General features: G+C 74.1%; 23 protein-coding genes and 1 pseudogene. 16 read left to right on the forward strand and 8 right to left on the reverse strand.

Annotation, left to right across the window (positions count from 1 at the left end):
- Positions 1-14: 14 nt before the first annotated feature.
- The 13 genes from J5Y04_RS38645 (at position 15) to J5Y04_RS38705 (ending at position 16628) form a co-directional block, all read left to right on the forward strand.
- Positions 15-1205, forward strand: coding sequence for a PLP-dependent aminotransferase family protein (locus J5Y04_RS38645; protein WP_209417221.1), 1191 nt, complete (start codon positions 15-17; stop codon positions 1203-1205).
- Positions 1202-3574, forward strand: a complete 2373-nt coding sequence (locus tag J5Y04_RS38650; RefSeq protein WP_209417222.1) for a lantibiotic dehydratase — start codon at positions 1202-1204, stop codon at positions 3572-3574. The genes J5Y04_RS38645 and J5Y04_RS38650 overlap by 4 nt, the downstream gene beginning before the upstream one ends.
- Positions 3571-4626, forward strand: a complete 1056-nt coding sequence (gene sbnA, locus J5Y04_RS38655) for a 2,3-diaminopropionate biosynthesis protein SbnA (protein WP_209417223.1) — start codon at positions 3571-3573, stop codon at positions 4624-4626. The genes J5Y04_RS38650 and sbnA overlap by 4 nt, the downstream gene beginning before the upstream one ends.
- Complete coding sequence (gene sbnB / locus J5Y04_RS38660; protein WP_209417224.1) at positions 4623-5654, forward strand: 2,3-diaminopropionate biosynthesis protein SbnB; 1032 nt, start codon at positions 4623-4625, stop codon at positions 5652-5654. Before sbnA ends, sbnB begins: the two co-directional genes overlap by 4 nt.
- Entirely contained in the window at positions 5651-6412 is a 762-nt protein-coding gene (gene fabG / locus J5Y04_RS38665; RefSeq protein ID WP_209417225.1) for a 3-oxoacyl-ACP reductase FabG, read from the forward strand. The genes sbnB and fabG overlap by 4 nt, the downstream gene beginning before the upstream one ends.
- A 60-nt stretch (positions 6413-6472) precedes the next feature.
- Positions 6473-6763 carry an acyl carrier protein gene (locus J5Y04_RS38670; protein ID WP_148643704.1) on the forward strand — a complete coding sequence of 97 codons (291 nt, stop codon included), beginning with the start codon at positions 6473-6475 and terminating at the stop codon, positions 6761-6763.
- A 2-nt stretch (positions 6764-6765) separates the two neighbouring features.
- Complete coding sequence (gene fabZ / locus J5Y04_RS38675) at positions 6766-7302, forward strand: 3-hydroxyacyl-ACP dehydratase FabZ (RefSeq protein WP_245206330.1); 537 nt, start codon at positions 6766-6768, stop codon at positions 7300-7302.
- A 45-nt stretch (positions 7303-7347) separates the two neighbouring features.
- Positions 7348-9402 (forward strand): GNAT family N-acetyltransferase, encoded by a 2055-nt coding sequence (locus tag J5Y04_RS38680; protein WP_209417226.1) that lies wholly within the window; start codon positions 7348-7350, stop codon positions 9400-9402.
- A gap of 69 nt (positions 9403-9471) precedes the next feature.
- On the forward strand, positions 9472-10512 hold the full coding sequence (locus tag J5Y04_RS38685; RefSeq protein WP_209417227.1) for an aminomethyl transferase family protein: 1041 nt from the start codon (positions 9472-9474) through the stop codon (positions 10510-10512).
- Positions 10512-12827, forward strand: coding sequence for a beta-ketoacyl-[acyl-carrier-protein] synthase family protein (locus J5Y04_RS38690; RefSeq protein ID WP_209417228.1), 2316 nt, complete (start codon positions 10512-10514; stop codon positions 12825-12827). The genes J5Y04_RS38685 and J5Y04_RS38690 overlap by 1 nt, the downstream gene beginning before the upstream one ends.
- A 14-nt stretch (positions 12828-12841) precedes the next feature.
- Positions 12842-13480 carry a hypothetical protein gene (locus tag J5Y04_RS38695; RefSeq protein ID WP_209417229.1) on the forward strand — a complete coding sequence of 213 codons (639 nt, stop codon included), beginning with the start codon at positions 12842-12844 and terminating at the stop codon, positions 13478-13480.
- A complete protein-coding gene (locus J5Y04_RS38700; protein ID WP_245206332.1) occupies positions 13477-14688 on the forward strand; it encodes a hypothetical protein in 1212 nt (403 codons plus the stop codon). Before J5Y04_RS38695 ends, J5Y04_RS38700 begins: the two co-directional genes overlap by 4 nt.
- Positions 14689-14729: 41 nt before the next feature.
- Positions 14730-16628, forward strand: a complete 1899-nt coding sequence (locus J5Y04_RS38705) for a DHA2 family efflux MFS transporter permease subunit (RefSeq protein WP_245206334.1) — start codon at positions 14730-14732, stop codon at positions 16626-16628.
- Between the two features lie 37 nt (positions 16629-16665).
- Here the strand turns inward: J5Y04_RS38705 and J5Y04_RS38710 are convergent, their stop codons facing one another.
- The 5 genes from J5Y04_RS38710 to J5Y04_RS38730 form a co-directional block, all read right to left on the reverse strand.
- Positions 16666-17661, reverse strand: coding sequence for a helix-turn-helix transcriptional regulator (locus J5Y04_RS38710; RefSeq protein WP_209417230.1), 996 nt, complete (start codon positions 17659-17661; stop codon positions 16666-16668).
- 218 nt (positions 17662-17879) lie between these two features.
- Positions 17880-19787 (reverse strand): BTAD domain-containing putative transcriptional regulator, encoded by a 1908-nt coding sequence (locus J5Y04_RS38715; RefSeq protein ID WP_245206336.1) that lies wholly within the window; start codon positions 19785-19787, stop codon positions 17880-17882.
- A gap of 99 nt (positions 19788-19886) precedes the next feature.
- Positions 19887-20054, reverse strand: a complete 168-nt coding sequence (locus tag J5Y04_RS38720) for a hypothetical protein (protein WP_209417231.1) — start codon at positions 20052-20054, stop codon at positions 19887-19889.
- A 272-nt stretch (positions 20055-20326) separates the two neighbouring features.
- Entirely contained in the window at positions 20327-20629 is a 303-nt protein-coding gene (locus tag J5Y04_RS38725) for a hypothetical protein (protein WP_209417232.1), read from the reverse strand.
- Positions 20630-21015: 386 nt separating this feature from the next.
- Positions 21016-21204: a hypothetical protein gene (locus J5Y04_RS38730; RefSeq protein WP_209417233.1), complete on the reverse strand. Its 189-nt coding sequence runs from the start codon at positions 21202-21204 to the stop codon at positions 21016-21018.
- A gap of 149 nt (positions 21205-21353) precedes the next feature.
- Here J5Y04_RS38730 and J5Y04_RS38735 point away from each other — a divergent pair, with 149 nt between their 5' ends.
- From J5Y04_RS38735 to J5Y04_RS38745, 3 genes are all read left to right on the forward strand, one after another.
- Positions 21354-21827: a hypothetical protein gene (locus tag J5Y04_RS38735; RefSeq protein ID WP_209417234.1), complete on the forward strand. Its 474-nt coding sequence runs from the start codon at positions 21354-21356 to the stop codon at positions 21825-21827.
- Between the two features lie 81 nt (positions 21828-21908).
- A complete protein-coding gene (locus J5Y04_RS38740; RefSeq protein ID WP_209417235.1) occupies positions 21909-22877 on the forward strand; it encodes a hypothetical protein in 969 nt (322 codons plus the stop codon).
- 81 nt (positions 22878-22958) lie between these two features.
- On the forward strand, positions 22959-23783 hold the full coding sequence (locus tag J5Y04_RS38745; protein WP_209417236.1) for an HAD family hydrolase: 825 nt from the start codon (positions 22959-22961) through the stop codon (positions 23781-23783).
- Positions 23784-23805: 22 nt separating this feature from the next.
- On the opposite strand, the gene J5Y04_RS38750 is transcribed toward J5Y04_RS38745, so the two are convergent.
- From J5Y04_RS38750 to J5Y04_RS38760, 3 genes and pseudogenes are all read right to left on the reverse strand, one after another.
- Positions 23806-24708: a phosphate ABC transporter ATP-binding protein gene (locus tag J5Y04_RS38750; protein WP_245206338.1), complete on the reverse strand. Its 903-nt coding sequence runs from the start codon at positions 24706-24708 to the stop codon at positions 23806-23808.
- A 38-nt stretch (positions 24709-24746) separates the two neighbouring features.
- A complete protein-coding gene (locus J5Y04_RS38755) occupies positions 24747-25679 on the reverse strand; it encodes a class E sortase (RefSeq protein ID WP_209417237.1) in 933 nt (310 codons plus the stop codon).
- Positions 25676-26020, reverse strand: a pseudogene (locus J5Y04_RS38760) (phosphate ABC transporter substrate-binding protein); the annotation flags it as partial. The pseudogene J5Y04_RS38760 and the gene J5Y04_RS38755, both read right to left, overlap by 4 nt.

Raw genomic sequence — 26020 nt, forward strand, 5'->3', positions numbered from 1 at the left:
GGGAACCGATACCCATGTGGACCGACACCAGACCCGCGGCCGAGATGCCCCGGCTCTTCGAGCGGGGCGGGGACCTCATCTCCTTCGCGGGCGGCCTGCCCGACCTGGACGTCCTCCCGCTGGAGGCGATCTCCGGTCAACTCTCCCGCCTCGTCCGGCTCGGCGGGAAGCTCGCCTTCCAGTACACCACCCCGCACGTCGCCAAGGCCCTCGTCCCGGCGATCAACGACCTGATGGCCCGTGAGGGCGCCCACGCGGAGGCCGCGAACCTCGTCCCCACCAGCGGCTCCCAGATGGGGCTGATGGCGGTGGCCCTCGGGCTCGGCGCTCCGGGCGAGACCGTCCTGGTCCAGACGCCCGCCTACCCGGGCGCCACCGCGGCCTTCCGGACCGCCGGCCTCGACCTTTACTCCGTGGCCGACGACCGGGACGGGATGGACCCCGCCGAGCTGCGGCGGACGGTCCTGCGCCTGCGCGCCGAGGGGCGCACCGCGCGGCTGCTCTACTGCAACCCGACCAACCAGAACCCCACCGGCCGCACCCTCTCCGTCGAGCGCCGCAAGGAGCTGCTGGCGGTCTGCCGGGAGCTGGACCTCCTGCTGATCGAGGACAACCCGTACGGACTGCTCTCCTTCGACGGCGGGACGACCACCGCGTTCCAGGCGCTCGACCCGGACCGGGTGGTGTACCTGGGCACCTTCTCCAAGATCTTCGCCCCCGGCCTGCGGTCCGGCTGGATCGCCGCCCCGGACCACGTGCTGCCGGCCCTCAGCCGCACCGCCGAGGTGATCGCCCTCTCCCCGTCCGCCCTCGCCCAGGCCGCACTGGCCGCGTTCCACACCCGGGCCGGCTGGACCGACCTGATCGACGGCTACCGCGCGAGCTACCGGGAGCGTTGCGGCCTGATGGCCGACGCCCTGGAGCGGGAGCTCGGCACCTCCGGCCCCTGGACGTGGGAGCGCCCGAACGGCGGCTTCTACATCTGGCTGCGCCACCGCGGAGGCGTGGACACCGCCCGGTACGCCGCGGCGGCGGCCGAGCACGGGGTCTCCTTCGTCCCCGGCGGCCACTTCAGCGTCGACGGTGAGCACGCCGACGGCCTGCGGCTCTGCTTCAGCCACGTCCCGAGGAAGAAGATCGCCGAGGGCGTCGCCCGGCTGGCCGCCGCGCTCGCCGGGCCGGCCCCGGAAGGCGGGGACCGATGACCGGCACCCTCCAGGCGGCCGGCCCCCTCGACGCGGCCGCCACCGGCGGGGCTCCCCGCGCCCTCGACTGGTCCGCCCTCGCCCCGTCCTACCGGCTGGGCAGCACGGACTGGCAGGTCTGGGGGGTCGGACTGCTCCGCAACGCGGGCTTCCCGGTCTCCGGGCTGAAGCGCCTCGGCGGCGGGGACGCCCCCCGCGCGGCGGCGCGGCTGGAGAGCGGCGAGGCCGGCCACGAGGCCTTCCTGGCCGCCTACCAGGCCGACTGCGACGCCGAGACGGCGCAGCTGGCCGGGCTCGCCAGGGACGAGAAGGTCCGCCTGGCCATCGCCTGGCAGAACCGCACCGTCTACCAGATCCTCGACTCCCTGGCCTCCGGCAGGGGCAAGGAGACCAAGCGCCGCCAGCGCGAGCGCACCCTGGCCATGTACTGGCTGCGGTACTGCGCCAAGGCCGAGACGATCGGCTTCTTCGGCCCGGGCGCGTGGATCTCCGTCGGGCGGACCGGGCGGGCGGTCGAGTTCGAGCACGGCCCGTCGCTCACCTCGGCGAGCCGCACCTCCTTCGAACGCTGGACGGTGGCCGCGCTGGCCGACTGGATGGCCGGGCAGCCCGGCGCCCGCTGGTGGTTCCCGCCGGTGCTGCGGCCCGACGTGCACCTCGACGGCGACCGGCTGGTCCTGTCGAACCGCAAGGTGCTGCGGCTGCGCGAGGACGACGTCCTGGTGCTGCGCCTGGCCGACGGCGACCGCAACGGCGAGGCCATCGCCGACGCGCTGGTCGCCGGACGGCAGTGGGACGCGGCGACGGCGCGGGAGCGGGTGGACAAGGTCCTGAACCGGCTGCTCCGGCAGCGGGTGCTGGCCTGGGACGCCAACATCCCGGTCGACGTGCGGGCCGAGGAGGTCCTGCGCAGGCGGGTGTCGGCCGTCGGCGACCCGGAACTGTTCGTCCGGTTCGACGCGGTGCTCACCGAACTGGGCCGGCTGCGCGACGGCATCGACCGCGCGGCCACCGCCGAGGAGCTGGTGGGGGCGCTCGACGAGCTCGACGCGTTCTTCACGGCCACCACCGGGCAGGCCGCCTCCCGCGAGGAGGGCAAGGCGTACGCCGGCCGCACGCTCTGCTACCAGGACGCCCTCCGGGACTGCCGGATGGACCTGGGGCGGGACTTCCTGGACGGCATCGCCCGCCCGCTGGCCCTGGTCGCCGACGCGGCGGACTGGTTCGGCAACCGGCTGGCCGAGCTGGTCGAGGCGGAGGTCGCGGTCCTCGTCCGGGCCGCCGCGCAGCGCCACGGCACGGTGAACCTGGCCGACGTCTGGCCGCAGGTGCTGGCCCTGTTCTGGGGCGAGCACAACACTCCGGTGCAGGCCGCGACCCGCGAGCTGGCGCAGAAGTGGCGCGAGGTCATCGCGCTGGACCCGCAGGCCCCGCCGGCCGAGCCGGTCCGGCTCTCGGTCTCCGGGATCGAGGACCGCGCCCGCGCCGTCTTCGCCACCGGCCCGGTCCGCTCGCCGCACCTGGCGGTGCACAGCCCGGACCTCCAGGTGGTCGCCCCCTCCGTGGAGGCGGTGAACGCCGGCGAGCACACCGTGGTCCTCGGCGAGCTGCACGCCTGCCTGGCCACCCTCGACCTGCCGTTCCTCGACTGGACCACCGACCGGGGGTCGCTCCGGGACAAGGTCAACGAGGCGATCGGCGCGCCGCGGCTGGTGCCGCTGCTGCCGGTCGGCTGGAAGCGCAACAGCGGCCGGATGGTGCCGGCGCCGATCGGCGCGGGGGACCGGCTGATCGGCTTCACCCGGGCGCCGTTCGACGAGCGCGACCGGATCGAGCCGGCGGTCTCCATCACCCTGGCCGAGGACGGCGGCACCGTCACCGCCACCACCGCGGACGGGCGCACCTGGACCGTTCCGGAGCTGCTCGCGGTGCTGATCTCGATCATCGCCTGCGACGCCTTCAAGATCGGCCTGGACCGCAGCCACGCCCCCCGGATCACCCTCGACAACCTGGTGCTCTTCCGCGAGACCTGGCGGCTGCCGGCCGAGGGCGTCGCCCTCGCCCCGAAGGCCGACCGGCACCGCGACTACCTGGCGGTGCGCCGCTGGGTCACCGGGAACTCCCTGCCCGACCGGGCCTTCGTCAAGTTCCCCGAGGAGACCAAGCCCTCACTGGTCGACTTCACCAGCCCGACGCTGGTGCTCTCCTTCGCCAACCTCGTCCGCCGGGCCCGGCAGCTCGACCCCGACGCCGTGGTGACCGTCAGCGAGCCGCTGCCGGCCCCGGAGGAGTCCTGGCTGCCGGACGCCGACGGCGAGCGCTACGTCAGCGAGCTTCGGCTCCAGATCAGCAGGAAGGTGCCGGAATGACCGTCCTCGTCCCCGACAGCGCGGCACCGCGGGTCCGCCCGCGCCCCCCGACGAAGCCCGACATCGTGGCCACGATCGGCGGGACCCCGCTGGTCGCCCTCGACCGGCTGTTCCCGCCCACGCGCTTCCAGGTGTACGCCAAGTGCGAGCGGTTCAACCCCGGCGGCTCCATCAAGGACCGCGCCGCCAAGTCGATGATCGAGCAGGCCATCCAGACCGGCCGGCTCGTCCCCGGGGTCTCCACCGTCGTGGAGTCCTCCTCGGGCAACCTCGGCATCGCCCTCGCCCAGCTCTGCAACTTCTACCGGCTCAACCTGATCTGCGTGGTCGATCCCCGGACCACCGCGCAGAACCTCGCGATCATGCGGGCGTACGGTGCGCGGGTCGAGGTCGTCGAGCACCGCGACCCGGAGACCGGCGAGTACCTGCCGGCCCGGATCGCCCGGGTCCGGGCGCTGCTGGAGAGCGTCCCCGACGCGTGGTGGCCCAACCAGTACGCCAACGAGTACAACGCCCGGGCGCACCGCACCACGATGCGCGAGATCTGCGAGGCGATCCCGGGCGGCCCCGACTACCTCTTCCTGGCGGCCGGCACCTGCGGCACGCTGCGCGGCTGCGCCGAGTACATCCGGGACAACGGCCTGGAGACCAAGGTCGTCGCGGTGGACGCGGTCGGCAGCGTCATCTTCGGCCCGCCGGAGCCGTGGGAGAGCTCGCACAAGCGCACCATCCCCGGGCACGGGGCGGCGGTCGTCCCGCCGCTGCTGCTGCCGGGGCTCGCGGACCGGGTGGTCAAGGTGACCGACTCCGAGTGCATCCGCGGCTGCCACCAGCTGCTGGCGAAGGAGTCGATCCTGGCCGGCGGGTCCTCGGGCGCCGTCATCGCCGCCCTCCGGCAGGCCCCGGCCTGGATCGAGCCGGGCGCCACCTGCGTCGCGGTGCTGCCCGACGGCGGCGACCGCTACCTCGACACCATCTACTCCGACCAGTGGGTGGAGTCCTACCTCCGGCAGTACCTGCCGGACCACGACCACGAAAGGAGTGAGTCATGAGGATCCTCGGCCGCGACGACGTCCGCGCGGCGCTGCAGGGCCTGGACTCCGCCGTCCTCGACTCGGTACGGACCGCCTACGTCCTGCACGGCCAGGGCCAGTCGGACCTCCCGTTCTCCACCTTCCTGCGCCCGCTCGGGCGCCCGGACTCCCGGATCATCGCCCTGCCCGCCTACCTGGGCGGACCGGCCCCGGTGATGGGCCTCAAGTGGATCTCGTCCTTCCCGGAGAACCTGAACCGGGGCATGCAGCGGGCCTCCTCGCTCTGCATCCTCAACGACCTGGAGTCCGGCTACCCGGTGGCCCTGATGGAGGGCAGCCAGATCTCCTCGGTGCGGACCGCGGCCAGTGCCGCGCTCGCCAGCGGTCTGCTGAACGGCGGCCGCCCGGTGCGCACGGTCGGGCTGATCGGCTGCGGCACCATCAACCACCGCGTCGTCTCCTACCTGACGCAGGTCCACCCGGACATCGAGACGGTGTTCCTCCAGGACGCCTTCCCGGAGCGGGCCAAGGTGTTCGCCGGGGAGCTGGCCGCGGAGTACCCGGGGATCACCTTCAAGGCCGTCGACGTGGCCCGGGCGCTGAGCGCCGAGACCGTCTCCATCGCCACCACCGACTCCAGCTACTGGCTCGACCTGGCCGACCACCCGGACCGGCCGCACGGCCAGGTGATCCTGCACCTGTCGCTGCGCGACCTGAGCGCCTCCTCGGTGCTCGCCGCCTACAACGTGGTGGACGACGCCCAGCACGCCGTCCGCGAGCAGACCTCCCTGCACCGGGCCGAACAGCAGGTCGGGCACCGGGAGTTCGTCCACGCCGAGATCGGCGCCGTGCTCGACGGGCGGACCGCCCCCAGCGACGTGGCCCGCACGGTCGTCTTCTCGCCCTTCGGCCTGGGCGTCCTGGACCTCGCGGTCGCGGAGGCCGTCCTCACCGCCGCCACCAAGGCCGGCCTGGGCACCGAGGTCGAGGGCTTCGACCCGGGCAGCCACAAGGTCACCTCGACCCTGGTGGGAGGTACGGCATGAGCGCCCCCGGACGGCTCTTCGCCGAGGGCACCAAGGCCCTGGTCACCGGCGCCTCGCGCGGCATCGGCGCGGCGATCGCGATCGCACTGGCCGAGCACGGCTGCGACGTCGCCCTCAACTACCGCTCCAGCGCCGGGAAGGCGGAGGAGGTCGCCGAGCGGATCCGGGCCCTGGGCCGCAGCGCCCTGCTGGTCGCGGCGGACGTCTCCGACGAGGCCCAGGTCGCCGCGATGTACAAGGAGATCCGCTCCGCCTGGGGCTCGCTCGACGTCGCCGTCCTCAACTCCGGGGTGACCGCCGACGGCCACATGGCCGCGATGAGCTCCGCGAAGTGGCAGGAGGTCATCGGCACCAACCTGACCGGCGCCTTCCTCACCGCCCGCGAGGCGACCAAGCAGATGTACGCGAGCGGCGGTTCGATCGTCCTGATCGCCTCCACCAGCGGCATCGCCGGCCGGGTCGGCCAGGCCAACTACGCCGCCAGCAAGGGCGGTGTGATCTCGATGGCCAAGACCCTGGCGTACGAGACCGCCGGTCGCGGCATCCGGGTCAACGTGGTGGCCCCCGGGTTCATCGACACCGACATGGTGAAGAAGGTGCCCCCGAAGCAGCTCAAGGAGGCCGCCCAGGCGATCCCGCTCGGCCGCATGGGGACGCCGGAGGAGGTGGCCCAGGCCGCCGTCTTCCTGGCCAGCCCGGCCGCGTCCTACATCACCGCCAAGGTCCTCACGGTCGACGGCGGAATGCTCTACAGCTGACCAACCGCGCCACCGCGCAAGTGAACCGACCAATCGTCAATCCCGAGAAAGGGAACCCCCATGTCCGTCGCCACCTTCGAGGACGTCCGCGCCCAGGCCGAGCAGCGCCTGGAGAAGAACATGAAGATCAAGTCGATGATCATCGACCGCCTCGGCCTGGACGCCGAGCCGGAGGTCGTCTCCGACAACCAGCCGCTGTTCGGCCGCGGCCTGGAGATGGACTCGCTGGACACCCTGGAGATCGTCGTCATGATCAACAACGAGTACGACGTGCTGATCAGCGACGACGACTTCGAGGCCTTCGGCTCGATCAACGCCCTGGTCGACTTCATCGAAGCCCGCGAGGTCTGATCATGACGATCGCGCCGGAGACCGCGCCCGCGCGCCGGGCCGTGGCGGTCAAGGAGCCCAAGGCTCCCAAGGAGACCTTCAGTTACTCCTCGGACGACATCAAGCGGATGCTGCCGCACCGCTGGCCGATGCTGATGATCGACCGTGCGTACGACGTCGTGCCCGGGGTGTCCGGGCGCGGGATCAAGAGCGTCTCGGTGAACGAGCCGTTCTTCGCCGGCCACTACCCGGACCACTCGATCATGCCCGGCGTGATGATCGTCGAGGCGATGGCCCAGCTGGTCGCCGTGGTCTACGTGGCCGAGCTGCTGGAGTCGGACAACGCCGGGACCGGCGACCCGTCGGCCAGCGTCGGCTACCTCGGCTCGATCAGCTCCATGAAGTTCTCCCGGCTGGTCGTCCCCGGCGACCAGCTCCAGCTGGAGGCCAAGCTCGGCCAGAAGCTGGGCGGGCTCCGCTCGGTCTCCGTCCGGGCCACCGTCGGCACCGAACTGGCCGCCGCGGGCTCGCTGATCGTCACCACGGAACGCAAGGGCTAGACCCCCGCCCCCACCCAGCGGAACCAGAAGACAAGGAGGTGTGGAATGTCCATCACGATCCGCCCGTACCAGGAGGGCGACGCGCACGACATCGCAGAGCTCTACGGCCGTCACCGCGACAACCCCAACCCGGTGGCCGGCGGGATCAGCGGCGACGAACTGGAGCGCGAGCTGGCCGAGCGGGACACCGCGACGTTCCTGGTGGCCGTCGACGACGGGCGTGTGGTGGGCACATTCGGGCTGTTCCACAGCACCGGACGGCGGTCCGCCCGCGCCGGTGAGCTCATCGCCGACATGTTCTTCGTCGCCCCGGCCTACCGCAACGGTGTGATCACCGGGCGGCTGTTCACCGAGGCGGTCGAGTGGATGATGAAGTGCGGCTGCCTCGTCCTGCGGCTGACCGTCAATCCGGCCAACACCGTGGCGTTCAAGCTGTACCGCCGGGTCGGCTGCGTCTCCGTCGGCGAGACCGTGCCCGGCGAGGACGGCAACGTCGAGCTGCACAACTACATCCCGCTGATCCTGCGGAGCGTCTTCGCCGACCTCGACCCCGAGGCCGTCGCCGCCCTGGGCGGGCTGAGCAGCTTCGGCAGCGTCGCCGGCGGCCGTGACGACGAACTCCGTTCCGACGTCCGCCTGCTGGACGGCGTCCGCACGGTGGCCTACGCTCTGGCCCTCGGCGAGTACCGGATCGACGCGGACATCGACGTGGACCGCGGCCTGATGCTCGGCGCGGAGCTCACCGCCCCCGACGGGACCAGCCGGCCGCTGCGGATCGCCGAACCGCCCTACCGGGTCCGCACCGCGCGGCAGGCCGAGCCGCACCGCTTCGAGTCCGACGGCCTGGTCTGCGAGGTCGACGGCGGCGACGGCACGGTGAGCGTCCGCTCGCCCGGCCACCACGGGCCGCTGCTCGTCTCCACCTGGCCCAGCTGCGAGGCGGACCGGTCGGCGGGCTGGCGCGAGGGCCAGCCGCGCGACCTGGACGTCGTCCCGGTCGAGAACGGGGTCCGGGTCGCCGAGCGGTCCGGGGAGGACGAGGTCGTCGGCACCATCACCCTCACCGAGGGGGTGCTGAGCCAGGACTTCACCTTCACCACCCGGCCCGGCCGGATCTTCCAGACCATCGGGCTGCGGCAGGGCGCCTTCGCCCTGTCCGACCCGGCGGACGGCACCACCGGGCGGCACCTGCTCGGCACCGGGATCGGCGTCCGCGACGCCTCCGAGGTGGTGGCGGCCTCCCAGGTCGCCCCGGCCGGCAGCGAACTGGCCTGGAACGACGGCACGACCCGGATCGAGGTGCCGGCCGGCCGGCCGATCCGGCTGATCCACAGCGGACTGATCGAACGTCACCTGGATCAGGACGCGGACGGCGTGGCCCGGCTGCGCACCGTGTTCCGCAGCGACGCGGACGCCGGCACCACCGGGGCCGCCGCACGCGGCACCGCGGCGGCCCGGCCGGCCGCGGAGACCCGCAGGCTCCAGGTGCGGGCCGCCGCCGCGGGGGTCACCTCCTGGACCGAGGGCACCGTCAAGGTCCTGCGCAGCCCGCACCCGCGCACCCGCGCCTTCGGCTGCAACCCGCGCTGGACGGCCGGGATGTGGGTCACCCGCGAGCACAGCCGGTTCAGCCTCGCCACCGGCCTCGGCTGGGGCGTGCCGGCCGGCACGGAATGGGAGGAGAAGCACCCGCTCGGCCTGTCCGCCCCGCAGGAGCGGATCGACTGGGAGGTCACCGCGCCGGAGTCCGCCGCCGAACCCGTCCGGGTCGACGTCCGGGCCCCCGGCGCCGAGGAGGAGATCGTCCTCTGGATCACCCCGAACACCCCGTCCCGCACCGGCGTGATGCTCGACTCGGCCGGTACCCGGTGGGAGCTCGACTCCTCGGAGTTCCGGCAGGTCTGGGCCACCGCCGCCGCCGTCCGGCTCGCCGACGGCAGCTGGCTCGACGTGCGGCCGGCCCACCCGGGCGCCGGCGAGCCGGAGATCGTCCTGCGCACCACCGCCTCCGGCCTGCTCATCGGCTGCGTCTCGGCCGCAGGCCCGCACGGGGCCGAAGCCGCCTGGCAGTTGGCCGTGCACCGCGAACCCGTCCTCTGATCCACCGCTCCACCCCACGCACCACCGCGCACCACCCCACACCGAACCCGTGAGAGGAAACCGCCCATCATGACCACGACCGTTGCCGTGCCCCGCACCGCACAGGACGACTACACCACCGTTCGCACCGCCATCGGCGTCTACCGGATCAGCTCCCCGCTGGTGCGCGTCTCGGGCGGCGACCGCTACACCCTGCTCGACCAGTTCCTCGCCAAGTCGAGCGAGTACGTCGAGCCGGACTCCGTCCGCGAAGCCCTCGCGCTGAACACGGACGGCACCCCGTTCGCGATCGTGCTGCACTTCGAGATCGGCGACGACTCCTGGCTGCTGCCGCGCACCCCGATCACCACCGAGGCGCTGCGCAGCTACCTCGACGAGCTGGACACCACCGGGGACGTCACCGTCGAGATCGAGCCCGAGGGCTGGGGCGCCACCGCGTTCGAGGGCCCGCGGGCCTGGGCGGCGGCCGCGAAGTTCGTCGAGTTCGACGTCTCCGGCCTGACCCTGCACGGCGTCACCGAGTCCTCGGTGCCGTCCGACCCGACCGCCCTGGCCCACCTGGCCCGCGTCGGCACCACCGGCGAGTACGGCTACCTGCTCATCTCCAACGCCCCGGAGGCCGCCCACGAGGCCGCGGTCGCCGCGGTCCTGGCCGAGGGCGGCGCCGAGGTCGGCCCGGAGGGCCTGGCCCGCGTCCAGGCCGAGGCCGGCATGGCCGTCTACGCGGCCGGCTTCGCCGGTCTGCCAGTCCACGAGGCCGACCTCGCCTGGATGATCGACTGGAACCGGATCGGCGAGTTCACCGGCTCGGACGACCTGGTCAAGCCGACCACCGAGCTGGCCAGGCTGACCGCCCTGGCCGCCCCGGCCGGCACCGCGTTCGCCGCCGGCACCGAGGTGACCGCCGGCGGCCAGGGCGTCGGCACCGTCCTCTGGCAGGCCCCGTCCGCCAACCCGGACGAGGAACTGGTCTTCGCCCTCCTGAACGCCCCGTTCTGGGTCCCCGGCCTGGAGCTCGCCGCGCAGAACGAGGACGGCGCCGAGAGCCCGCTGCGCACCGTCACCCTGCCCCGCGTCATCGCCCGCTCGCTCACCACGAGGATCTCCTGATGACCACTGAGCGCATCGCCCTCACCGGCCTGGGGCTGATCACCGGGGCCGGGGACGACGTCGAGAAGAGCTGGTCGTCCATCTCCCAGGGGGTCTCGGGCATCAAGACCAACACCCTCTTCGACACCACCGAGCTGCTGACCGACTGGGCCGGCATGGTCACCGGCGAGCAGCCGGCCGACCTCGACCGCTGCTACGCGCTGGCCGCCACCGCGATCCGGGAGGCCCTGCGCACCAGCGGCCTCGACCTGGACACGGTCGACCGGAACCGGGTCGCCGTGGTGGTCGGCTCCAGCCTCGGCGCGATGCCGACCCTGGAGAGCGTCCACCGGGGCCTGGTGCACAACGGCGAGCTGGACGCCCCGCAGGCCGCCGCCTCCCAACTGCCCTGCGTGGGCGACTACATCGCGGCCGAGTTCGACCTCCGCGGCCCGCGCGTGGTGCTCTCCAACGCCTGCGCCGCCAGCGCGGTGGCGCTGGGCTACGCGGCGGAGCTGCTCTGGAAGGGCGACGTCGACCACGTGATCTGCGGCGGCGTCGACCCGCTGGCCGAGCTCTCGGCCTACGGGTTCAGCGCCCTGGGCGCCCTCGACCCGGAGCCCTGCGCCCCGATGTCGGCCTCCACCGGCCTGACCCTCGGCGAAGGGGCCGGCTTCATGGTCCTGGAGGCCGCGGACCGGGCCGCCGAGCGCGGCGCCCGCGCCCTGGCCGAGCTCGGCGGGTACGGCCTCTCCTGCGACGGCTACCACCAGACCGCGCCGGACCCGAGCGGCAAGGGCGCCGCCGCCGCCATGGCGCAGGCCCTGGAGACGGCCGGCCTCGGCCCCGAGGACGTCGACTACGTCAACCTGCACGGCACCGGGACGCCCGCCAACGACGTCTCCGAGCCCAAGGCGGTCAAGCTGCTGTTCGGCTCCGAGCTGCCGCCGGCCAGCTCCACCAAGTCGATGCTCGGCCACACCCTCGGCGCCGCCGGGGCGGTCGAGGCGATCGTCAGCACCATGGCGATCGACCGCGGCGTCATCCCGCCGACCGTCAACACCCGGGGCGTGCCCTCCCCGTTCGGACTGGACATCGTCCCCGACACCGGCCGCCCGGCCGCGCTGGAGGTCGTCGCCTCCAACTCCTTCGCCTTCGGCGGCAACAACGCCACCGTGGTCCTGAACAAGCCCGGCCGCCCGACCAGGGCGCCGCGCCGGACCGCCCCGGTGCACGGGGTCGTGGTGACCGGGGTCGCCGGCCTGGCCGGTGCGGCCGGCTCCACCGCCGAGCTCACCGCCGCCCTGGCGGAGGGCCGGGTGAGCTTCGCCGGCCTCCAGCACGTCGAGGGCGTCGGCGAGCGGCCGATCGGCCGGGTGGACGTCAAGGCCGTCTCGCGCAAGCTCAACCCGAGCAAGGCCCGCCGGATGGACCCGCTGGGCCTGCTCGCCGCCGGCGCCGTCGCCGACCTGTACGAGCGGCACGGCAAGCCCTCGCGGGCCGAGGCCGAGGGCACCGGCATCGTCTTCGCCACCGGCTACGGCCCGGTGACCTCGGTGCTCCAGTTCCACCGGGGCGTGCTGGAGCAGGGCATCACCGGGGCCAACCCGGCGATGTTCGCCAACACCGTGGTGAACGCGGCGGCCGGCCACGTCGCGATGCTGCACCGCTACCGCGGCTACACCGCCACCATCGCCAACGGCGGCACCAGCTCGGTCCTGGCCCTCCAGCTCGCGGCCCGGGTCATCGCCCGCGGCGCCGCGGACCGGATCATGGTCGTGGTCGCCGACGAGTTCCCCGAGCAGGCCCTGGCGACCCAGGCCCGGCTGCCCGGGTACGCGCGGACCGCCGAGATCGTCCCCGGCGGCCGCACCGGGACGGTGCTCAGCGAGGGCGCCGCCGCGATCCTGCTGGAGAGCGAGGCCTCGGCCGCCGGCCGCGGCGCGGACGTCCTCGCCTCGGTGAAGGGCTTCGGCGCCTCCGGCGAGTCGGTGGGCATCGGCCGGCTCGGCCGGGACGGCGAGGCCTGGGCCCGCGCCCTGCGCGCCGCGATGGCCGAGGCCGAATCCTCGCCCGAGGAGATCGACACCGTGGTGTCGGCCGCCTCCGGCTACAGCCTGGTCGACCTCGCGCAGTCCCGGGCCCTGGGCCTGGCCGGGCTGGCCGACCGCCCCACCGTGGCGCCGAAGGCGCTGCTCGGGGAGACCTACGGCAGCGCCGGTGCGCTCGGCCTGGTGGCCGCGCTCGGCGGCGGGGAGCCGCAGGGACGGCTGCTGCTGTCCAGCTTCGCCTACGGCGGCAGCTACGCCGCGGCAGTGTTCGACGCGAGGTCCTGATGGGCACGGCGCCGATGGACGCAGCGTCGGGGGAGGGCCGGGCGGACGGGGCGGTGATCGACTGCCTCGTCACCCGCCACCCCCACCTGCCGCGGGACCGGATGGGCCACCGCCTGAACGACGCCGGCCGCTGGCTGATCACCGGGGCGGTCGCCCGCCTGTACGGGCTCACCGTCACCGGGCGGGACCTCGCCCGGGACGAGCACCGGCGCTGGAGCCTGCCGGCGTACGGCCTGACCGCCTCGGTGGCGCACTGCGCCGAGTACAGCACCGTCGCCTTCTCCACCGGCCCGCAGGTGGGGGTGGACCTCCAGGACCACCGGGACCGCCCGGCCGCCATGCAGTGGCTCGGCGACCTGCTCGGCAGACCGGCCGGGGAACCGGCCACGATGCGGGACTTCGCCGAGTGCGAGGCGCTGATCAAGGCCTCGCACATCCGCAAGGAGACCTTCGCCGGGGTCCGGCTGCCGGCCTGGCAGCCGGGCTGGCGCCCGACCAACACCGGGTACCTCGTCCGGTCGGCCGACCTCGGCCGGGGCCTGCACCTGGCCCTCGCCACCGATGCGGCCGCCCCGGTGCGGTGGTGGTGGCAGGACCGCCCCGCCGCGCCCGCCACCCGCACCGACGCCCTGACCTTGGAGCCAGCAGCATGACCGCCACCGCGACGACGACCGCGACGACGACCGCGACCACGACCGCGACCACGACCACGACCACGACGGCCGCCCGCCCGTACACCCGCCGGATCTCGCAGATCGAGCGCGGCTACCTGAACGCCGCGGCGACCGGGACGCCCCAGCTGATCCAGATGGTGATCGAGGGCGAGGGACGGATCGACCCGCAGGACCTCCGGGAGGCGGTCCGGGCCGCCACCCTCGCCGGCCCCGGCCTCGCGGTCCGGCGGCGGGGGGCGTCCTGGCGCTCCGACGACACCGCCCCGCCGGTCGTCGAACTGCCCGCCCAGGCCGGGTTCGACCACCCGTTCTTCCACCGCGACCTGGACGTCGTGGCCGGTCCGGTCTGCGAGGTCGGCCTCGCCGACGGGCCGGTGACCCGGCTGGTCGTGCGGGCCAGTCACATCGTCACGGACGGCCGGGGGCTGCGGCACTGGATCGAGGACGTGTTCCGGGTGCTGCGCGGCGAGGAGCCGCTCGGTGCCGCGGCCACCGTCGACGACACCCACTTCCGGACCGCGGCCGGCACCGTGCGCCCCGCACCGGCCCCCGCCCGGGTCGAGGGCTTCCCCGCGGTCCTCGGCAGCGGCCCGGCCGACGGCACCCCGCTCTGGCTCCGGCGGAGCGTGCGGGCCTGCCCGTCCGCCGTCACCGCCCGGGTGGCCGCCGCCGTCTCCCGCCGGCTGGCCACCGACACCGGCCGGCTGATCGTCCCGGTGGACCTCCGTCGGCACGACCGCTCGGTGCGCTCCACCGCCAACCTGACCTCCCAGCTGGTCCTCGACCTCCACCGGGACGACAGCTGGAACCGGGTGCACAGCCAGCTCCTCGCCGCGATGCTGCGCAAGCGCGAAGTGGCCGTACTGGACCGGGACTTCCTGCGCAGCAACCCGTTCGCCAACTCGCTGCGCGAGGCCCAGGAACTGGACGGCAACACGTTCCCCTGCACGGCGATCCTGACCGACCACGGCCGGATCGACACAGAGCTCTACCGCACCGACCGGTTCCGGCCCACCGAGTACTTCACGCTGCCGATGCTCGTGCCCTACGCCGAGATGTTCCTCAGCACCTGCCAGATCGACGACCGGACCGAAGTGACCCTCTCCTGCCGGAACCGCCCCGGCGCGCGCGAGGCGGCCGAGGCGGTCCTCGACGAGGTCCAGCGCGGCCTCGCCAACGCGGACTGACGTGGCTCAACCACCCTGCTGACGATGAAGGACGTTCGAAGATGCCGACGACCAAGCTGAGCACCAAGGAAGCCCCGAGCCCGCCCGGACCGGTGGAACTCCCGGCGGACCCCGCCCCGGCGAAGGAGCCGGCCGCCCAGGCCGAGGCCGTCTCCGAGCCCGCCGCACGCAAGGCCCCCGCCAAGCGGACCACCGCCCGCAAGGCCGCCGCCAAGAGGGGCCGGAAGCCCGCCGCCGCCGCGAAGACCGGCACCGAGAAGACCGCCGTCGCGAAGGCCGCCGCCGCGAAGACCACCGCAACGAAGACCCCCGTCGAAAAGACCTCCTCCCCGAAGGCCGCCACCGAGGAGTCCGCCGCCGGGAAGACCTCCGTACCGGCTCCCGACGCAGCCACCGAGCCAATCCCTGACGCCACGTCAGGCGCCGCGCCGAAGACCGGACCCGAGCCCAAGGCCGAGACCGAGGCCGAGACCGGGTCCAAGACCGGGGCCGAGGCCGAGACCGACTCCTCCGGCCCCTCCGCCTCCGGCCCCTCCGCCTCCGGCCCCTCCGCCTCCGCCCTCCTGACCATGGCAGCGGCCATCACCGGCGGCTTCCTCGCCCTGCTCGACACCACCATCGTGAACGTGTCCATCGAGGACACCACCGCCCGGTTCGGCGGCATCAACCAGGTGCAGTGGGTGGTCACCGCCTACCTGATCGCCCTCGCCGCCGTCATGCCGGCCACCGGCTGGCTGGCCACCCGCTTCGGCGCCAAGCGCGTGTTCGCCACCGCGACCGCCCTCTTCGCCCTGGGATCGGCCGGCTGTGCGGCCAGCCAGACGCTCCCCGAGCTGATCGCCGCCCGCGGCCTCTCCGGCGCGGCCGCCGGCGTGCTCACGCCCGTGTCGACCATCCTGCTCACCCGCGGCGTCCCGCGCGAACACCTGGGCCGCGTCCAGGCGTTGAACGGCAGCGTGATGCTGATCAGTCCGCTGCTGGGACCGACCATCGGCGGTCTGCTGGTCGCGGCCGGCGGCTGGTCCGCCGTCTACCTGATCAACATCCCGCTCTGCGTCGCCCTGTTCGCGGTCACCCTCCGCTGGGTGCGCAAGGACGCGCCGGACGGCCGGGGCGCCCGGCCGCTGGACGTGGTGGGCCTGCTCTCCTCGGCGACCTGCACGGTCTGCACGGTGCTGGCCATCCACGAGTTCGCCGACAAGGGCGTGACCGCCTCCCCCGTCCTGCTGGCCCCGCTGGCCCTGGCCGTGGTGAGCGGCGCGGTGTTCGTCGTCCGCCAGCTGCGCGCCCGGTTCCCGCTGCTCGATCTGCGCCTGTTCCGGAACCGCGTCTACGCGACCGCCGTGGTCAACGTGTTCTGCCTGGGCTTCGTGCTGTACTCGCCGATGATGCTCATCCCGCTGTACTTCGAGAGTGCGCGCGGCGAGAGCTCCGTGACGACCGGTCTGCTGATGTCCACCGGCGGCCTCGGCGTGGTGACCGCCGCCTGGCTGTCCCGCGTCCTGCTCAGGAAGCTGGGCGGCGGCGCCACCGTCGTCATCGGCATCACGCTCACGATGCTCGCCACCGCCCCGCTGACCACGCTCACCTCGGACACGTCCTACCTGCTGATCTGCGCCAGCCTGGTGGTCCGCGGCCTCGGCACCGGGCTGACCATCGTGCCGACGATGACCCGGGCGTTCCAGTCGATCCGTCAGGAGTCCATCCCCGACGCCTCCTCCCAGCTCAACCTGACCCAGCGGATCGGCGGCGCGCTGGCCATCGCGGTGGTCACGGTGGTCCTCACCCAGGCCGCCGAGGAGCGGCACGGACTGGTGCCGGCCGCCTTCGCGCACTCCTTCGGCTGGCTGCTGGGCGTCTACGCGCTCACGCTGGTCCCCGCCCTGGCGCTGCTCGCGGCGGACCGCCGGGAGGCGCGCCTGAGCGGGGCGAACGCCTGACGCCTGCTGCCCGAAGGCGTCGTCGGGACGTCCGGAGTCAGCGAGTGGCGGGGAGCCAGCCGTCCTGTACGGCGTGCACCCCGGCCTCGAACCGGCTCCGGGCGTCCAGGCGTTCCATCAGGTTGGCGGCGAACCGCCGGGCGGTCCGTGGCGAGACGCCCATCCGCTTGGCGATCGCCTCGTCGGTGTAGCCCTGGGCGAGCATCTTGAGGACGGCGTGCTCCTGCGGCGGCATCCCGTTGGCGTCGCACTTGGGGGTGTCCCCCACCGGGATGGCCATGGTCCACACGCTCTCGAACAGCGCGCACAGGGCGGCGACCGTCCCGGCGCCGCGCAGCACCACCGCACCGGCCCGGGTGTTGTCGGTGTCGATCGGCAGCACCGCCTGGCGCTGGTCGAAGATGATCATCCTGATGGGCAGGTCCGGGACGGTGCGCACCTGCCCGCCGTGGGAGTTGAGCCAGGTCACGTGGTCGAGCGTGGGCCGGTGGTTGCGGACGCTGTCCAGGTAGACCGTCCGCATCTGCACCCCGCGTTCGAGTAAGGCGGAGTTGGGCTGCCGGCTGGCCCGGAGGTCCTCCTCGGTGTGCGCGCCGCCCGGCGCGAAGGTGGCGACCTCCTGCCGGGCCGATCCGGCCAGCTCCGCCAGCCGTTCGCGGATCGCCTCCGGCCCGATCAGTTGCTCGGACGCCTCGTCGGTCGCGGCCGGACGCAGCGCCGAACACTCGGCGATCAACTGGGCCGCGGCGGCACGGGACGCCTCGACCCGCATCTGCTGGGCCGCCAACTCCGCCTGCTGCCTGGCCAGCAGGACCTCCATCGCGGTTTCCGGGCCGACCGCCCGGAAACCTATCCCCTCCCGGGCCGAGGGCTGTATCAGCGCGAGTTCACTGAGCCGGTCCAGGCCGGTGCGGACCCGCTCCTCGGTCATTCCCAGTCCGGCTGCGAGCGCCGCGACACCACCCCGGGGATTGCTGAGCATTCCCCGGTAAATGGCCTCCGCCTCGGCGTCCAGTCCCAAGACATCCAGCATTGATGCGAACCCCCTCGATCAGCGCCAGCGATTCATCTGGGGGGGAGCTTACTGACCTTGAGTAGCCGTGTGCTGACTCCGGCGTTCCCGGAAGATGTCGGCCTCGTGGGCCGGACGGACGGCGGGACGAACACCGAGGTGGAAGGCGGTGCGCGGTCGACGGGTACGGGCGGCGGGTCCCTCGGCCTGCTCCGCCGACGGCCGGGAATCCCCCCCTGCTACACCGCGTCCAGCAGGGCCGGCCGCCCCACCGGGAGTGCGTCCGGGGGGAATTCGGCGACCGCCCCCTCGACGAGCAACTCGCGGGTGCAGTCCCGGACCAGACGGTGGAACGAGAACAGGGCCGGCGCCTCCTGCCGGATGAGGTTGTTCTCCAGGAGCACGTCGACGTGGCACTCGACCTCCTCGGCCGTCAGTCCGGTGATGGCCGCCGCCCGGTCGAGGTCGAAGGAGGTGGCCGGGTGCAGGCTGATCAGCCGGCTGAAGCGCTGCTGGGCGCCGTCGAGGTGCTGGTAGGACGCCCGCAGCAGGGACATCACGTCGCGGTCGGCGGTCTGCAGGCAGCGGGCGCGGCGCGCCGAGCTCGCCAGCCGGTCCACCAGGTCGGCGACGTCCCAGGCCGGACGGTCGCGCAGGCGGGTCGCGGCGATCCGGACGGCCAGCGGCAGGTGGCCGCAGAGCTCGACCGCCTCCGCCACCCGGGCCGGTTCGCGGGCCACCCGGTGCTCGCCGGCGATCCGGCCGAACAGCGTCACCGCGTCCTCGGGCGGCAGCACGTCGAGGGGGAGGGTCAGCGCGCCGTCGAGCGCGGTGAGCTTGCGCCGGCTGGTCACCAGCACCAGTGAGCCGCCGGTGCCCGGGAGCAGCGGCCTCACCTGGGCGGTGTCGGCCGCGTCGTCGAGGACGACCAGGCAGCGGCGGCCGGCCAGCCGGGAGCGCCAGAGGTCGCTGCGTTCCTCCAGGCCGTTCGGGATCTCGTCCGGGCCGAGGCCGTCGGCGCGCAGCAGCGTGGCGAGCGCCTGCTCGGGCGGCAGCGGCCGCCGGGTCGCGCTGAAGCCGTGCAGCCCGACGAAGTACTGGCCGTCCGGGTACTGCGGGGTGACCCGGTGCGCGACGTGCACCGCCAGGGTCGTCTTGCCGACCCCGCCCATGCCGTCGATCGCGAGCATCAGGGGCGTGCCGGCGGGGCCGAGGCCGACCGCGCCCAGCAGGGTGTCCTGTTCGGCGGTGCGGCCGGTGAAGTCCGTGAGGTCGTGCGGGAGGCAGTTCCGGTGGTTCCGCGGCGCCGGCGGCGCGGCCTCGGCGGGCGCCGGGCGGCCGTCCGGTCCGGGCGAGGGGGCCGCCGCGGCGCGGTCGATCGTGCTTCCGGGGCCCGCCGGCCCGTGGACGCCGGGGGCGTCGGCGAGGATCTCCGAGTGGAGCGCACGTAGTTGGGGGCTCGGTTCGAGACCGAGTTCGTCCGCGAGGAACCGCCGGCCCTCGTCGTAGACGGCGAGCGCGTCGGCCTGCCGGCCGCTGCGGTAGAGCGCGATCATCAGGCTGGCGCGCAGCGAGTCACGGAGCGGGTACTCCGCCAGGAGTGCGTGCAACTCGCCGACCAGGGAGCTGGATTCACCGACATGCAGGCGCAGCGCCATGAGGTCCTCGACGGCGGTCAGCCGCTGCTCGTTGAGCTTCACCGCGGCGCCGGTGACGGCGGGGCAGTGGATTCCGGCGAACGCGTCGCCCCGCCAGAGGTCGACGGCGGACTGGAGCAGTCGGATCGTCTCGGCCGGCCGGCCCTCGCGCTCCGCCGCCCTGGCCTCGCGGACCCGGCTGGTGAAGCGGTGTGCGTCGACGGCGTCCTCGGGGACGACGAGCCGGTATCCGACGTCCACGGTGACCAGCCGGCACTCGCTGGAGGCGGACAGGACGCGGCGCAGGTCGCGGATCGCGTTGTGCACCTGCGGCCGGGCCGACAGCGGCGGGTCCTCCCAGAGCTCGTCGACCAGCACGTCCATCGGAACGACCCGGTTGGCGTTGAGGAGGAGCAGGGCCAGGAGCCGTTGCTGCCGCATGCCCCGGACGTCCACCAGTTCGCCTGCCTGGCGCGTCTCCAGCGCACCCAGGACCAGGAATTCCATCATCTTCGCCCCCGTTTTGCTTCGCCCGAATGCAGCGCCCTTCCCCGGGAGCTGTCGGTCATCTTCGTGACATCCGGCCGGTGTTCGTCATTTCCGGGGCCTTCAGCCCCAGGTGACGTCGTCGTCACGGTCGTTGTTCGTGGTGATCTGGACGGCGGCGCTCTCGTGCGAGGCGTTCTTGGAGAAGTCCGCGGAAGCCGCCTGAGCGGTGACCGCGCCGAAAGCGATGAGCGCGAGGGCGACGAACTTGGAGACACGGGTGGCCAGCATGGATTTCTCCTCGATTGGTTTTCCGCATTCTTCCCGGGTGGGATTTCCCGGGGCCTTCGCCGGCGTTCGCTCCCTGCCGACACCTCTACTGTGCTGGACCGCCGGGCCGGTGGGAACAGGCGTCGCCTGGACGGAACATGCACTGTCCTAAGCCGTCCACCCCGGGCCTTCGGCGGCCGGCGCCGGGCCCCCGGGAGCGGTGTGGGGAAACCCGCTCCGACCTGCGGTGACGTACCCGGTTGCGGCCGTCGGTGACGGCCGGCCCGAACCGGTCAGCAGGCGTCCCACCACGGGCCCGGGACCAGGGCCGCACCGACGGACAGGACGGCGAAACCGGCCAGGCCGGGGTGGTCGGCCACGGCGCGGGCCGACAGCCGCGCCGCACTGGCCTCGGCCTCCGCCAGGGCGGGCGCAAGGCTGAAGATCCCCAGCGTCACGCCGCCGAACCCGTCCGGATGGACCGCGACGTGCTCCAGGCCGTCGCGCTCCTCCGCATAGGAGCTGATGATTCCCGCCAGGCCGGGCGGGGCGGTCGCGCCGCCCGAGGCCCGCAGGCGCACATGGATGAGGTACATATCTCCATCTTCAGCGCCGGAATTCGGTACTCGGGCCGGTCGGGGTAGACGCTTTATGCCATGGCATAAAGCGTCTACCCCCGGCATTAGTACGACAAATTGGACCGAAGCCCGCCGCGATCATTCGAACACGGGTGATGTCTGTGCAGGTCAGACCGGGATGGACGAAAGGGGACAGCCCGGCGGCGCCGAGTTGCCCGGGAGGTGAAGCGCCGGAGCCCCGCGGCCGGAACCGTCCGCGCGGGCACGACGACGCCCCGCGGAACGCACCGGAAGGACTACGACGACGGCGCACCGCCCGTGGACGCGCGGCGTGGCCGCCACCGCCGGGGCGCCACGGACGGCGTGCCGCGGGTCGGGCGACGGGTGGGTACTACGGGTGGGTACTACGGGTGGGGGCGGGTGCGCTGGGCGGGGAAGGGCGGCGGCGCGGTGACGCGGCGGCGGGCGATCTCGGCGAGGGTGTCGAAGATGATGTCGCCGATCAGGACGGGATCGCGCAGGGTGTCCGGCGTCCGGTGCGTGACCGGGCCGGCGGTCGGTGGGCGCTCGTCTTCGAGGTGGCGAGGTGGCATGGCTCTTCCTGCCGACGGGGTGGCCTTGGGCGGTCATTCCCGTCCACCCCCGGAGCGACACCCCCGGTACGGCCGAATCGGCCGGAAACCTCGGCCCGGGGGCCGAAACCTACGCGGACGGGATACAGGGTGGGGGTATTGTCGGCCGGGTGACGGCGGGCGGACGACGGGGTTCCGGGCAGAACGGCGGGCGGGCGGCCGCCCGGCTGCTGCTGCTCTGCGCACTGCTCGCCGGGCTCTTCCTGATGCACGGCTCGCCGACCTCGGCGGGCGGCTGCCACCGCGGCCCGGAGCCGGCCGCGGCGCTCACGGCGCCCGCAGCGCCCCCAGCGCCCGCACCGGCCGCGGCGCACGTGGCGGCGCAGCACCACGGCGGCCCGGACGCCGCTCCGGGCCTCACCGCACCGCGGACGCACGACGACGGCCGGCCGGCCGTCTCCTGCGTGTCGACCCGGGACCGCGACGGCGCCGCGCTGCCCGCCCCGGGGCCGTACGCCCTCGCCGCGACCGCCCTGCCGCCCGCCGCCCTCGCCGGACCGCGCCGACGGCCGGCCGACGGCCCGCGGGCGCCACCCGCCGCCGGGCGGGGACTACTGCTCCGCAAGTGCGTCGCACGGACGTGACCGGGCCCGCGCCGGACCTCCCCTGAAGGAGGCCCGGGCGCGCCGCGTCCTGCCCGTACACACCGGAAGAGAACCCATCGCATGTCCCTGCGCACCCGTACCCGCCGTACCCCGGCCCGCGCCCTGGCGCTCACCGCCGCGGCCGCCGCCCTCTCCCTCGCCCTGGCCGCCTGCGGCTCCGACGCGATGAGCGGGATGGACCACGGCGCCGGCCCGGCGGCCACCCCCGCGACCACCTCGGCCGCCGCCACGGCGGGCGGTGGCCACCAGGGCCACCAGATGCCCGGCGCCGACGCCGCCTCCCCGGCCACGGCCGACCCCGCCGACGCCCCCGGCCTCGCCGACGAGCGGAACGGCTACCGCCTCACCTCCACCACCGGGACGCTCACCGCCGGCGCCCCCGCCGAGTACCGGTTCACCGTCACCGGGCCCGACGGCAGGCCGGTCACCGCGTTCCGGACCGACCAGACCAAGCGGATGCACTTCTACGCCGTCCGCTCCGACCTGACCGGCTTCCAGCACCTGCACCCCGAGATGGCCGACGACGGCACCTGGACCGCCCCGCTGGCCGCGCTCACCGCCGGCACCTGGCGCGTCTACGCCTCGTTCATCCCGGACAGCGGCGCCGGCCGGGGCACCGGCCTGGTGCTCAGCCGGACGGTGACCGTCCCCGGCGAGGGCACGGCGGCCGCCGCCGAGCTGCCCGCCGCGACCGGCACCACGACCGTGGACGGGTACACCGTCACGGTCGAGGGCACCCCGGTCGCCGGGAAGGCGGGCGAGCTGAAGGTGACCGTGAGCAGGGACGGCAAGCCGGTCACCGACCTCCAGCCGTACCTGGAGACCTTCGCCCACCTGACCGCCTTCCACGCCGGCGACCAGGCCTTCGCCCACCTCCACCCGGAGACGAGGGCCGAGGCCGGCGGCACCGGCGGCCCGTCCCTGCCGTTCCACGCCGAGCTGCCGGCGGCCGGGGACTGGCGGCTGTTCCTGCAGTTCCAGACCGGCGGGCAGCTGCACACCGCCGGGCTGACCCTCAAGGTCGGCTAGGACCGGCTCCGGGGCGACCCGCCGCCGGGAGGCCGCCGCGACGGCGGTGACCTCCCGGCGACGGTAGGCGAAGATGGACCGGTGACCACACCCCGCACCGCCCCCCGCCTGATCGCCACCGACCTGGACGGCACCCTGCTCTGCTCCGGCGGGACCGTCAGCGCGCGCACCGCCGCCGCCCTCGCCGCGGCCGAGGCGGCCGGCGTCCAGGTGGTCTTCGTCACCGGCCGGCCGCCGCGCTGGATGCAGCAGGTCAGCGCGCACATCGGCGGCCACGGGGTGGCGATCTGCTCGAACGGCGGCGCGGTGGTGGACGTGCGGCGCGGCGAGCTGCTGGAGTCGTTCCCGCTCGACGCCGGCACCGCGCTCGACGTGGCGGCGGCGCTGCGGGCCAAGCTTCCCGGCACCGCGTTCGCCTTCGAGTACCCGGCCGGGTTCGCCCGCGAGCCCGGGTACGCGGTGCCGATGTGGGGCCAGGACGAGGACCATCCGGTCGGCCCGGCGGAGGAGCTGCTCGGCACCGGCGGCCCGGTGCACGGCCTGTTCAAGCTGCTGGCCAAGCACCCGGACCTCGACCCGGACAAGCTGCTCTCCGAGGCGCGCGAGGCGGCCGGCCACCTGGCCGAGATCACCCGCTCCGCGCCGATACCGCTGCTGGAGATCAGCGCGCCCGGCGTCACCAAGGCCAGCACGCTGGCCCGCTGGTGCGCCGGGCGCGGGATCGACCGGAGCGAGGTGGTGGCCTTCGGCGACATGCCGAACGACCTGGAGATGCTGGCCTGGGCCGGCACCGCCTACGCCGTCGCCAACGCGCACCCGCAGGTGCTGGCGGCGGTGCCGCTGCACACCGTGAGCAACGAGCAGGACGGCGTGGCGGCGGTGCTGGAGCGACTGCTCGCCCCGTGAACGCCGTTATCCGAAGCGATCGTTATCCGAAGCGGCCGTTGACGTAGTCCGAGGTCCGCTGGTCGCGCGGGTTGCCGAACAGCTGCCCGGTCGGGCCGGCCTCGACGATCCGTCCCGGGGTGTCGTGGGTGGCCAGGAAGAACGCGCAGGACTGCGAAACCCGCTGCGCCTGCTGCATGTTGTGGGTGACGATCACGATGGTGAGCCGTCCGCGCAGCTCGGCGATGGTCTCCTCGACCCGCCGGGTGGAGGTCGGGTCGAGCGCCGAACACGGCTCGTCCATCAGCAGGATGTCCGGCGAGACCGCCAACGACCTTGCGATGCAAAGGCGTTGCTGCTGGCCTCCGGAGAGGGAGCCGCCCGGGGTGTGCAGCCGGGTGGCGACCTCGTCCCAGAGGCCGGCCCGGCGCAGGCTGGTCTCCACCAGGTGCTCGCGCTCCTCCTTGGAGACCTTGATGCCGGCCAGCTTCAGCCCGCTGGAGACGTTGTCCTGGATGGACATCGCCGGGAACGGGTTGGGCCGCTGGAACACCATCCCGATCCGGCGCCGCACCTCCGCGGGCCGCCGCCCGGGCCGGTACACGTCGTCCCCGTCGAGCAGCACCTCACCGGCGAGCGCGGCGCCGCGCACCATCTCGTGCATCCGGTTGAGGATCCGCAGGTAGGTGGACTTGCCGCAGCCGGACGGGCCGATCAGGGCGGTCACCTCCCCCGCGGGCATCGCGAGCGAGACCCGCTCCAGCACCTTGTGCGAGCCGAACCAGGCGGAGACGTCGCGGGTCTCCAGGCCGGCCAGCGGCCCGCCGTCCGCGACGGCCGGGCCGTCCGCCGGGACGGGCGGCAGCGTGAGGGTGGTCTCGGCCGCCGGGCCGGCCTGGTCGTACGCGTCGAACTGCGGGGCGTCGGTCATCGGTACGTCGGTCATCGGTGCATCCGTCATCGGTACGGTCCTCCGGGCGCGCTTCAGTAGAGGTTGGGCAGCAGGGCGGCGGCGTTCTCGTACACCGCCCAGAGCAGCGCGCCGACCACCGGCGCGAGGCTCAGGTAGGCGGCCGAGCGGTGCCACACCCGGGCCAGCACGGTGGCGGACACCACCGCGGCCAGCAGCCCGAGCATCCACAGCTGCAGCGTGGCCAGCGCGCCCTTGTCGGCGGCCAGCGCCTTGTCGTAGGGGACGGTCGCGGGCCGCCCGCCCGGGTTGGTCTCCGGGTCCCCGTCCAGCCGGGCGCCGACCAGCACCGTGGAGCCGGGGATCCAGTCGGAGTCCCCGGTGACCAGCACCAGCCGGTTGCGGACCGGGTCGCTGATCGGGTGGTCGCCGTCCCCGTACACGTTGACGGTGTAGGTGAACCTCCCCTGGCCGGTGGTCGCCTCGATCTTGTCGCCGACCCGGAGCCTGGACAGCTCGGCGAACGGCGCCCCGAAGCTCGCCCCGCGGCCGAACACCACCGCCACGCCGGCCTGCCCGGGCAGCGCGGTGTCCCGGCGGTGGCCGGGCCCGCGCATGAGGTCCCGGCCGGTGGTGCCCTCCACCACGACGGCCTGGTGCAGGCCGATCGCCGGGATGTCGAGCAGCGCGACCGGGTCGCCGTCGGCCGCGGCCCCGGTCGGGGCGACCGCCCGGGCCAGCTGGTCCCGGAAGGTCTTGTGGGCGGTGGACTGGTAGTGCCGCTCCTGGACGTGCGAGAGCGTGAAGAGGTAGCCGACGAAGCCCGTGATCAGCGCCGCCAGCAGGCTCACCGCCCACGCCCCCTGGAGGAACCGCCGCCGCGCGGGCGAGGCGGCGGACGCCCTCCCGGCCGGCTCCGGCGGCGCCGGGGCGGTGGTCCGGGCGGGGGCGGGGTCCGTCGACGGCTGCGCGGGAAGGGCCGGCTTCTCCAGCGCCGGGGCCGTCACGACCGGCCCCGGACGGAGTTGCGGCGCCGCAGCAGCCGTCGGCCGAGCAGCGGCGGGACGAGCACGACCGCCAGCAGTTCCAGCGCGGTGAGGGAGGAGAGCATCCAGTCCTCGGGCCGCCCGTCGACGGCGACCACGGTGGCCGCGACCTCCCCGCCGCCCCGGCCGCGCGCGACGACCTGGCCGGTCTGCGGGTCGATGACGTCGTCCTCGGCCTCGGCGTCGCCCCCGCCGGCCGTCCCGGCGGCCGGGCCACCCGCAGCGCCTCCCGCGCCGGCGTCCCCACCGGCGGCACCGCCGGTGCCACCCGTGCCGCCCGCGGCGCCGCCCGCACCGCCCGT

The organism is Kitasatospora sp. RG8, assembly GCF_017813315.1.
Lineage (GTDB): Bacteria > Actinomycetota > Actinomycetes > Streptomycetales > Streptomycetaceae > Kitasatospora.

What these genes read in the sequence shown, in the direction of transcription:
- J5Y04_RS38645 (WP_209417221.1), top strand. Translation starts at nt 15, where the DNA reads ATGTGGACCGACACCAGACCCGCGGCCGAGATGCCCCGGCTCTTCGAG.
- J5Y04_RS38650 (WP_209417222.1), top strand. Translation starts at nt 1,202, where the DNA reads ATGACCGGCACCCTCCAGGCGGCCGGCCCCCTCGACGCGGCCGCCACC.
- sbnA (WP_209417223.1), top strand. Translation starts at nt 3,571, where the DNA reads ATGACCGTCCTCGTCCCCGACAGCGCGGCACCGCGGGTCCGCCCGCGC.
- sbnB (WP_209417224.1), top strand. Translation starts at nt 4,623, where the DNA reads ATGAGGATCCTCGGCCGCGACGACGTCCGCGCGGCGCTGCAGGGCCTG.
- fabG (WP_209417225.1), top strand. Translation starts at nt 5,651, where the DNA reads ATGAGCGCCCCCGGACGGCTCTTCGCCGAGGGCACCAAGGCCCTGGTC.
- J5Y04_RS38670 (WP_148643704.1), top strand. Translation starts at nt 6,473, where the DNA reads ATGTCCGTCGCCACCTTCGAGGACGTCCGCGCCCAGGCCGAGCAGCGC.
- fabZ (WP_245206330.1), top strand. Translation starts at nt 6,766, where the DNA reads ATGACGATCGCGCCGGAGACCGCGCCCGCGCGCCGGGCCGTGGCGGTC.
- J5Y04_RS38680 (WP_209417226.1), top strand. Translation starts at nt 7,348, where the DNA reads ATGTCCATCACGATCCGCCCGTACCAGGAGGGCGACGCGCACGACATC.
- J5Y04_RS38685 (WP_209417227.1), top strand. Translation starts at nt 9,472, where the DNA reads ATGACCACGACCGTTGCCGTGCCCCGCACCGCACAGGACGACTACACC.
- J5Y04_RS38690 (WP_209417228.1), top strand. Translation starts at nt 10,512, where the DNA reads ATGACCACTGAGCGCATCGCCCTCACCGGCCTGGGGCTGATCACCGGG.
- J5Y04_RS38695 (WP_209417229.1), top strand. Translation starts at nt 12,842, where the DNA reads ATGGACGCAGCGTCGGGGGAGGGCCGGGCGGACGGGGCGGTGATCGAC.
- J5Y04_RS38700 (WP_245206332.1), top strand. Translation starts at nt 13,477, where the DNA reads ATGACCGCCACCGCGACGACGACCGCGACGACGACCGCGACCACGACC.
- J5Y04_RS38705 (WP_245206334.1), top strand. Translation starts at nt 14,730, where the DNA reads ATGCCGACGACCAAGCTGAGCACCAAGGAAGCCCCGAGCCCGCCCGGA.
- J5Y04_RS38710 (WP_209417230.1), bottom strand. Translation starts at nt 17,661, where the DNA reads ATGCTGGATGTCTTGGGACTGGACGCCGAGGCGGAGGCCATTTACCGG.
- J5Y04_RS38715 (WP_245206336.1), bottom strand. Translation starts at nt 19,787, where the DNA reads ATGATGGAATTCCTGGTCCTGGGTGCGCTGGAGACGCGCCAGGCAGGC.
- J5Y04_RS38720 (WP_209417231.1), bottom strand. Translation starts at nt 20,054, where the DNA reads ATGCTGGCCACCCGTGTCTCCAAGTTCGTCGCCCTCGCGCTCATCGCT.
- J5Y04_RS38725 (WP_209417232.1), bottom strand. Translation starts at nt 20,629, where the DNA reads ATGTACCTCATCCATGTGCGCCTGCGGGCCTCGGGCGGCGCGACCGCC.
- J5Y04_RS38730 (WP_209417233.1), bottom strand. Translation starts at nt 21,204, where the DNA reads ATGCCACCTCGCCACCTCGAAGACGAGCGCCCACCGACCGCCGGCCCG.
- J5Y04_RS38740 (WP_209417235.1), top strand. Translation starts at nt 21,909, where the DNA reads ATGTCCCTGCGCACCCGTACCCGCCGTACCCCGGCCCGCGCCCTGGCG.
- J5Y04_RS38750 (WP_245206338.1), bottom strand. Translation starts at nt 24,708, where the DNA reads ATGACCGACGTACCGATGACCGACGCCCCGCAGTTCGACGCGTACGAC.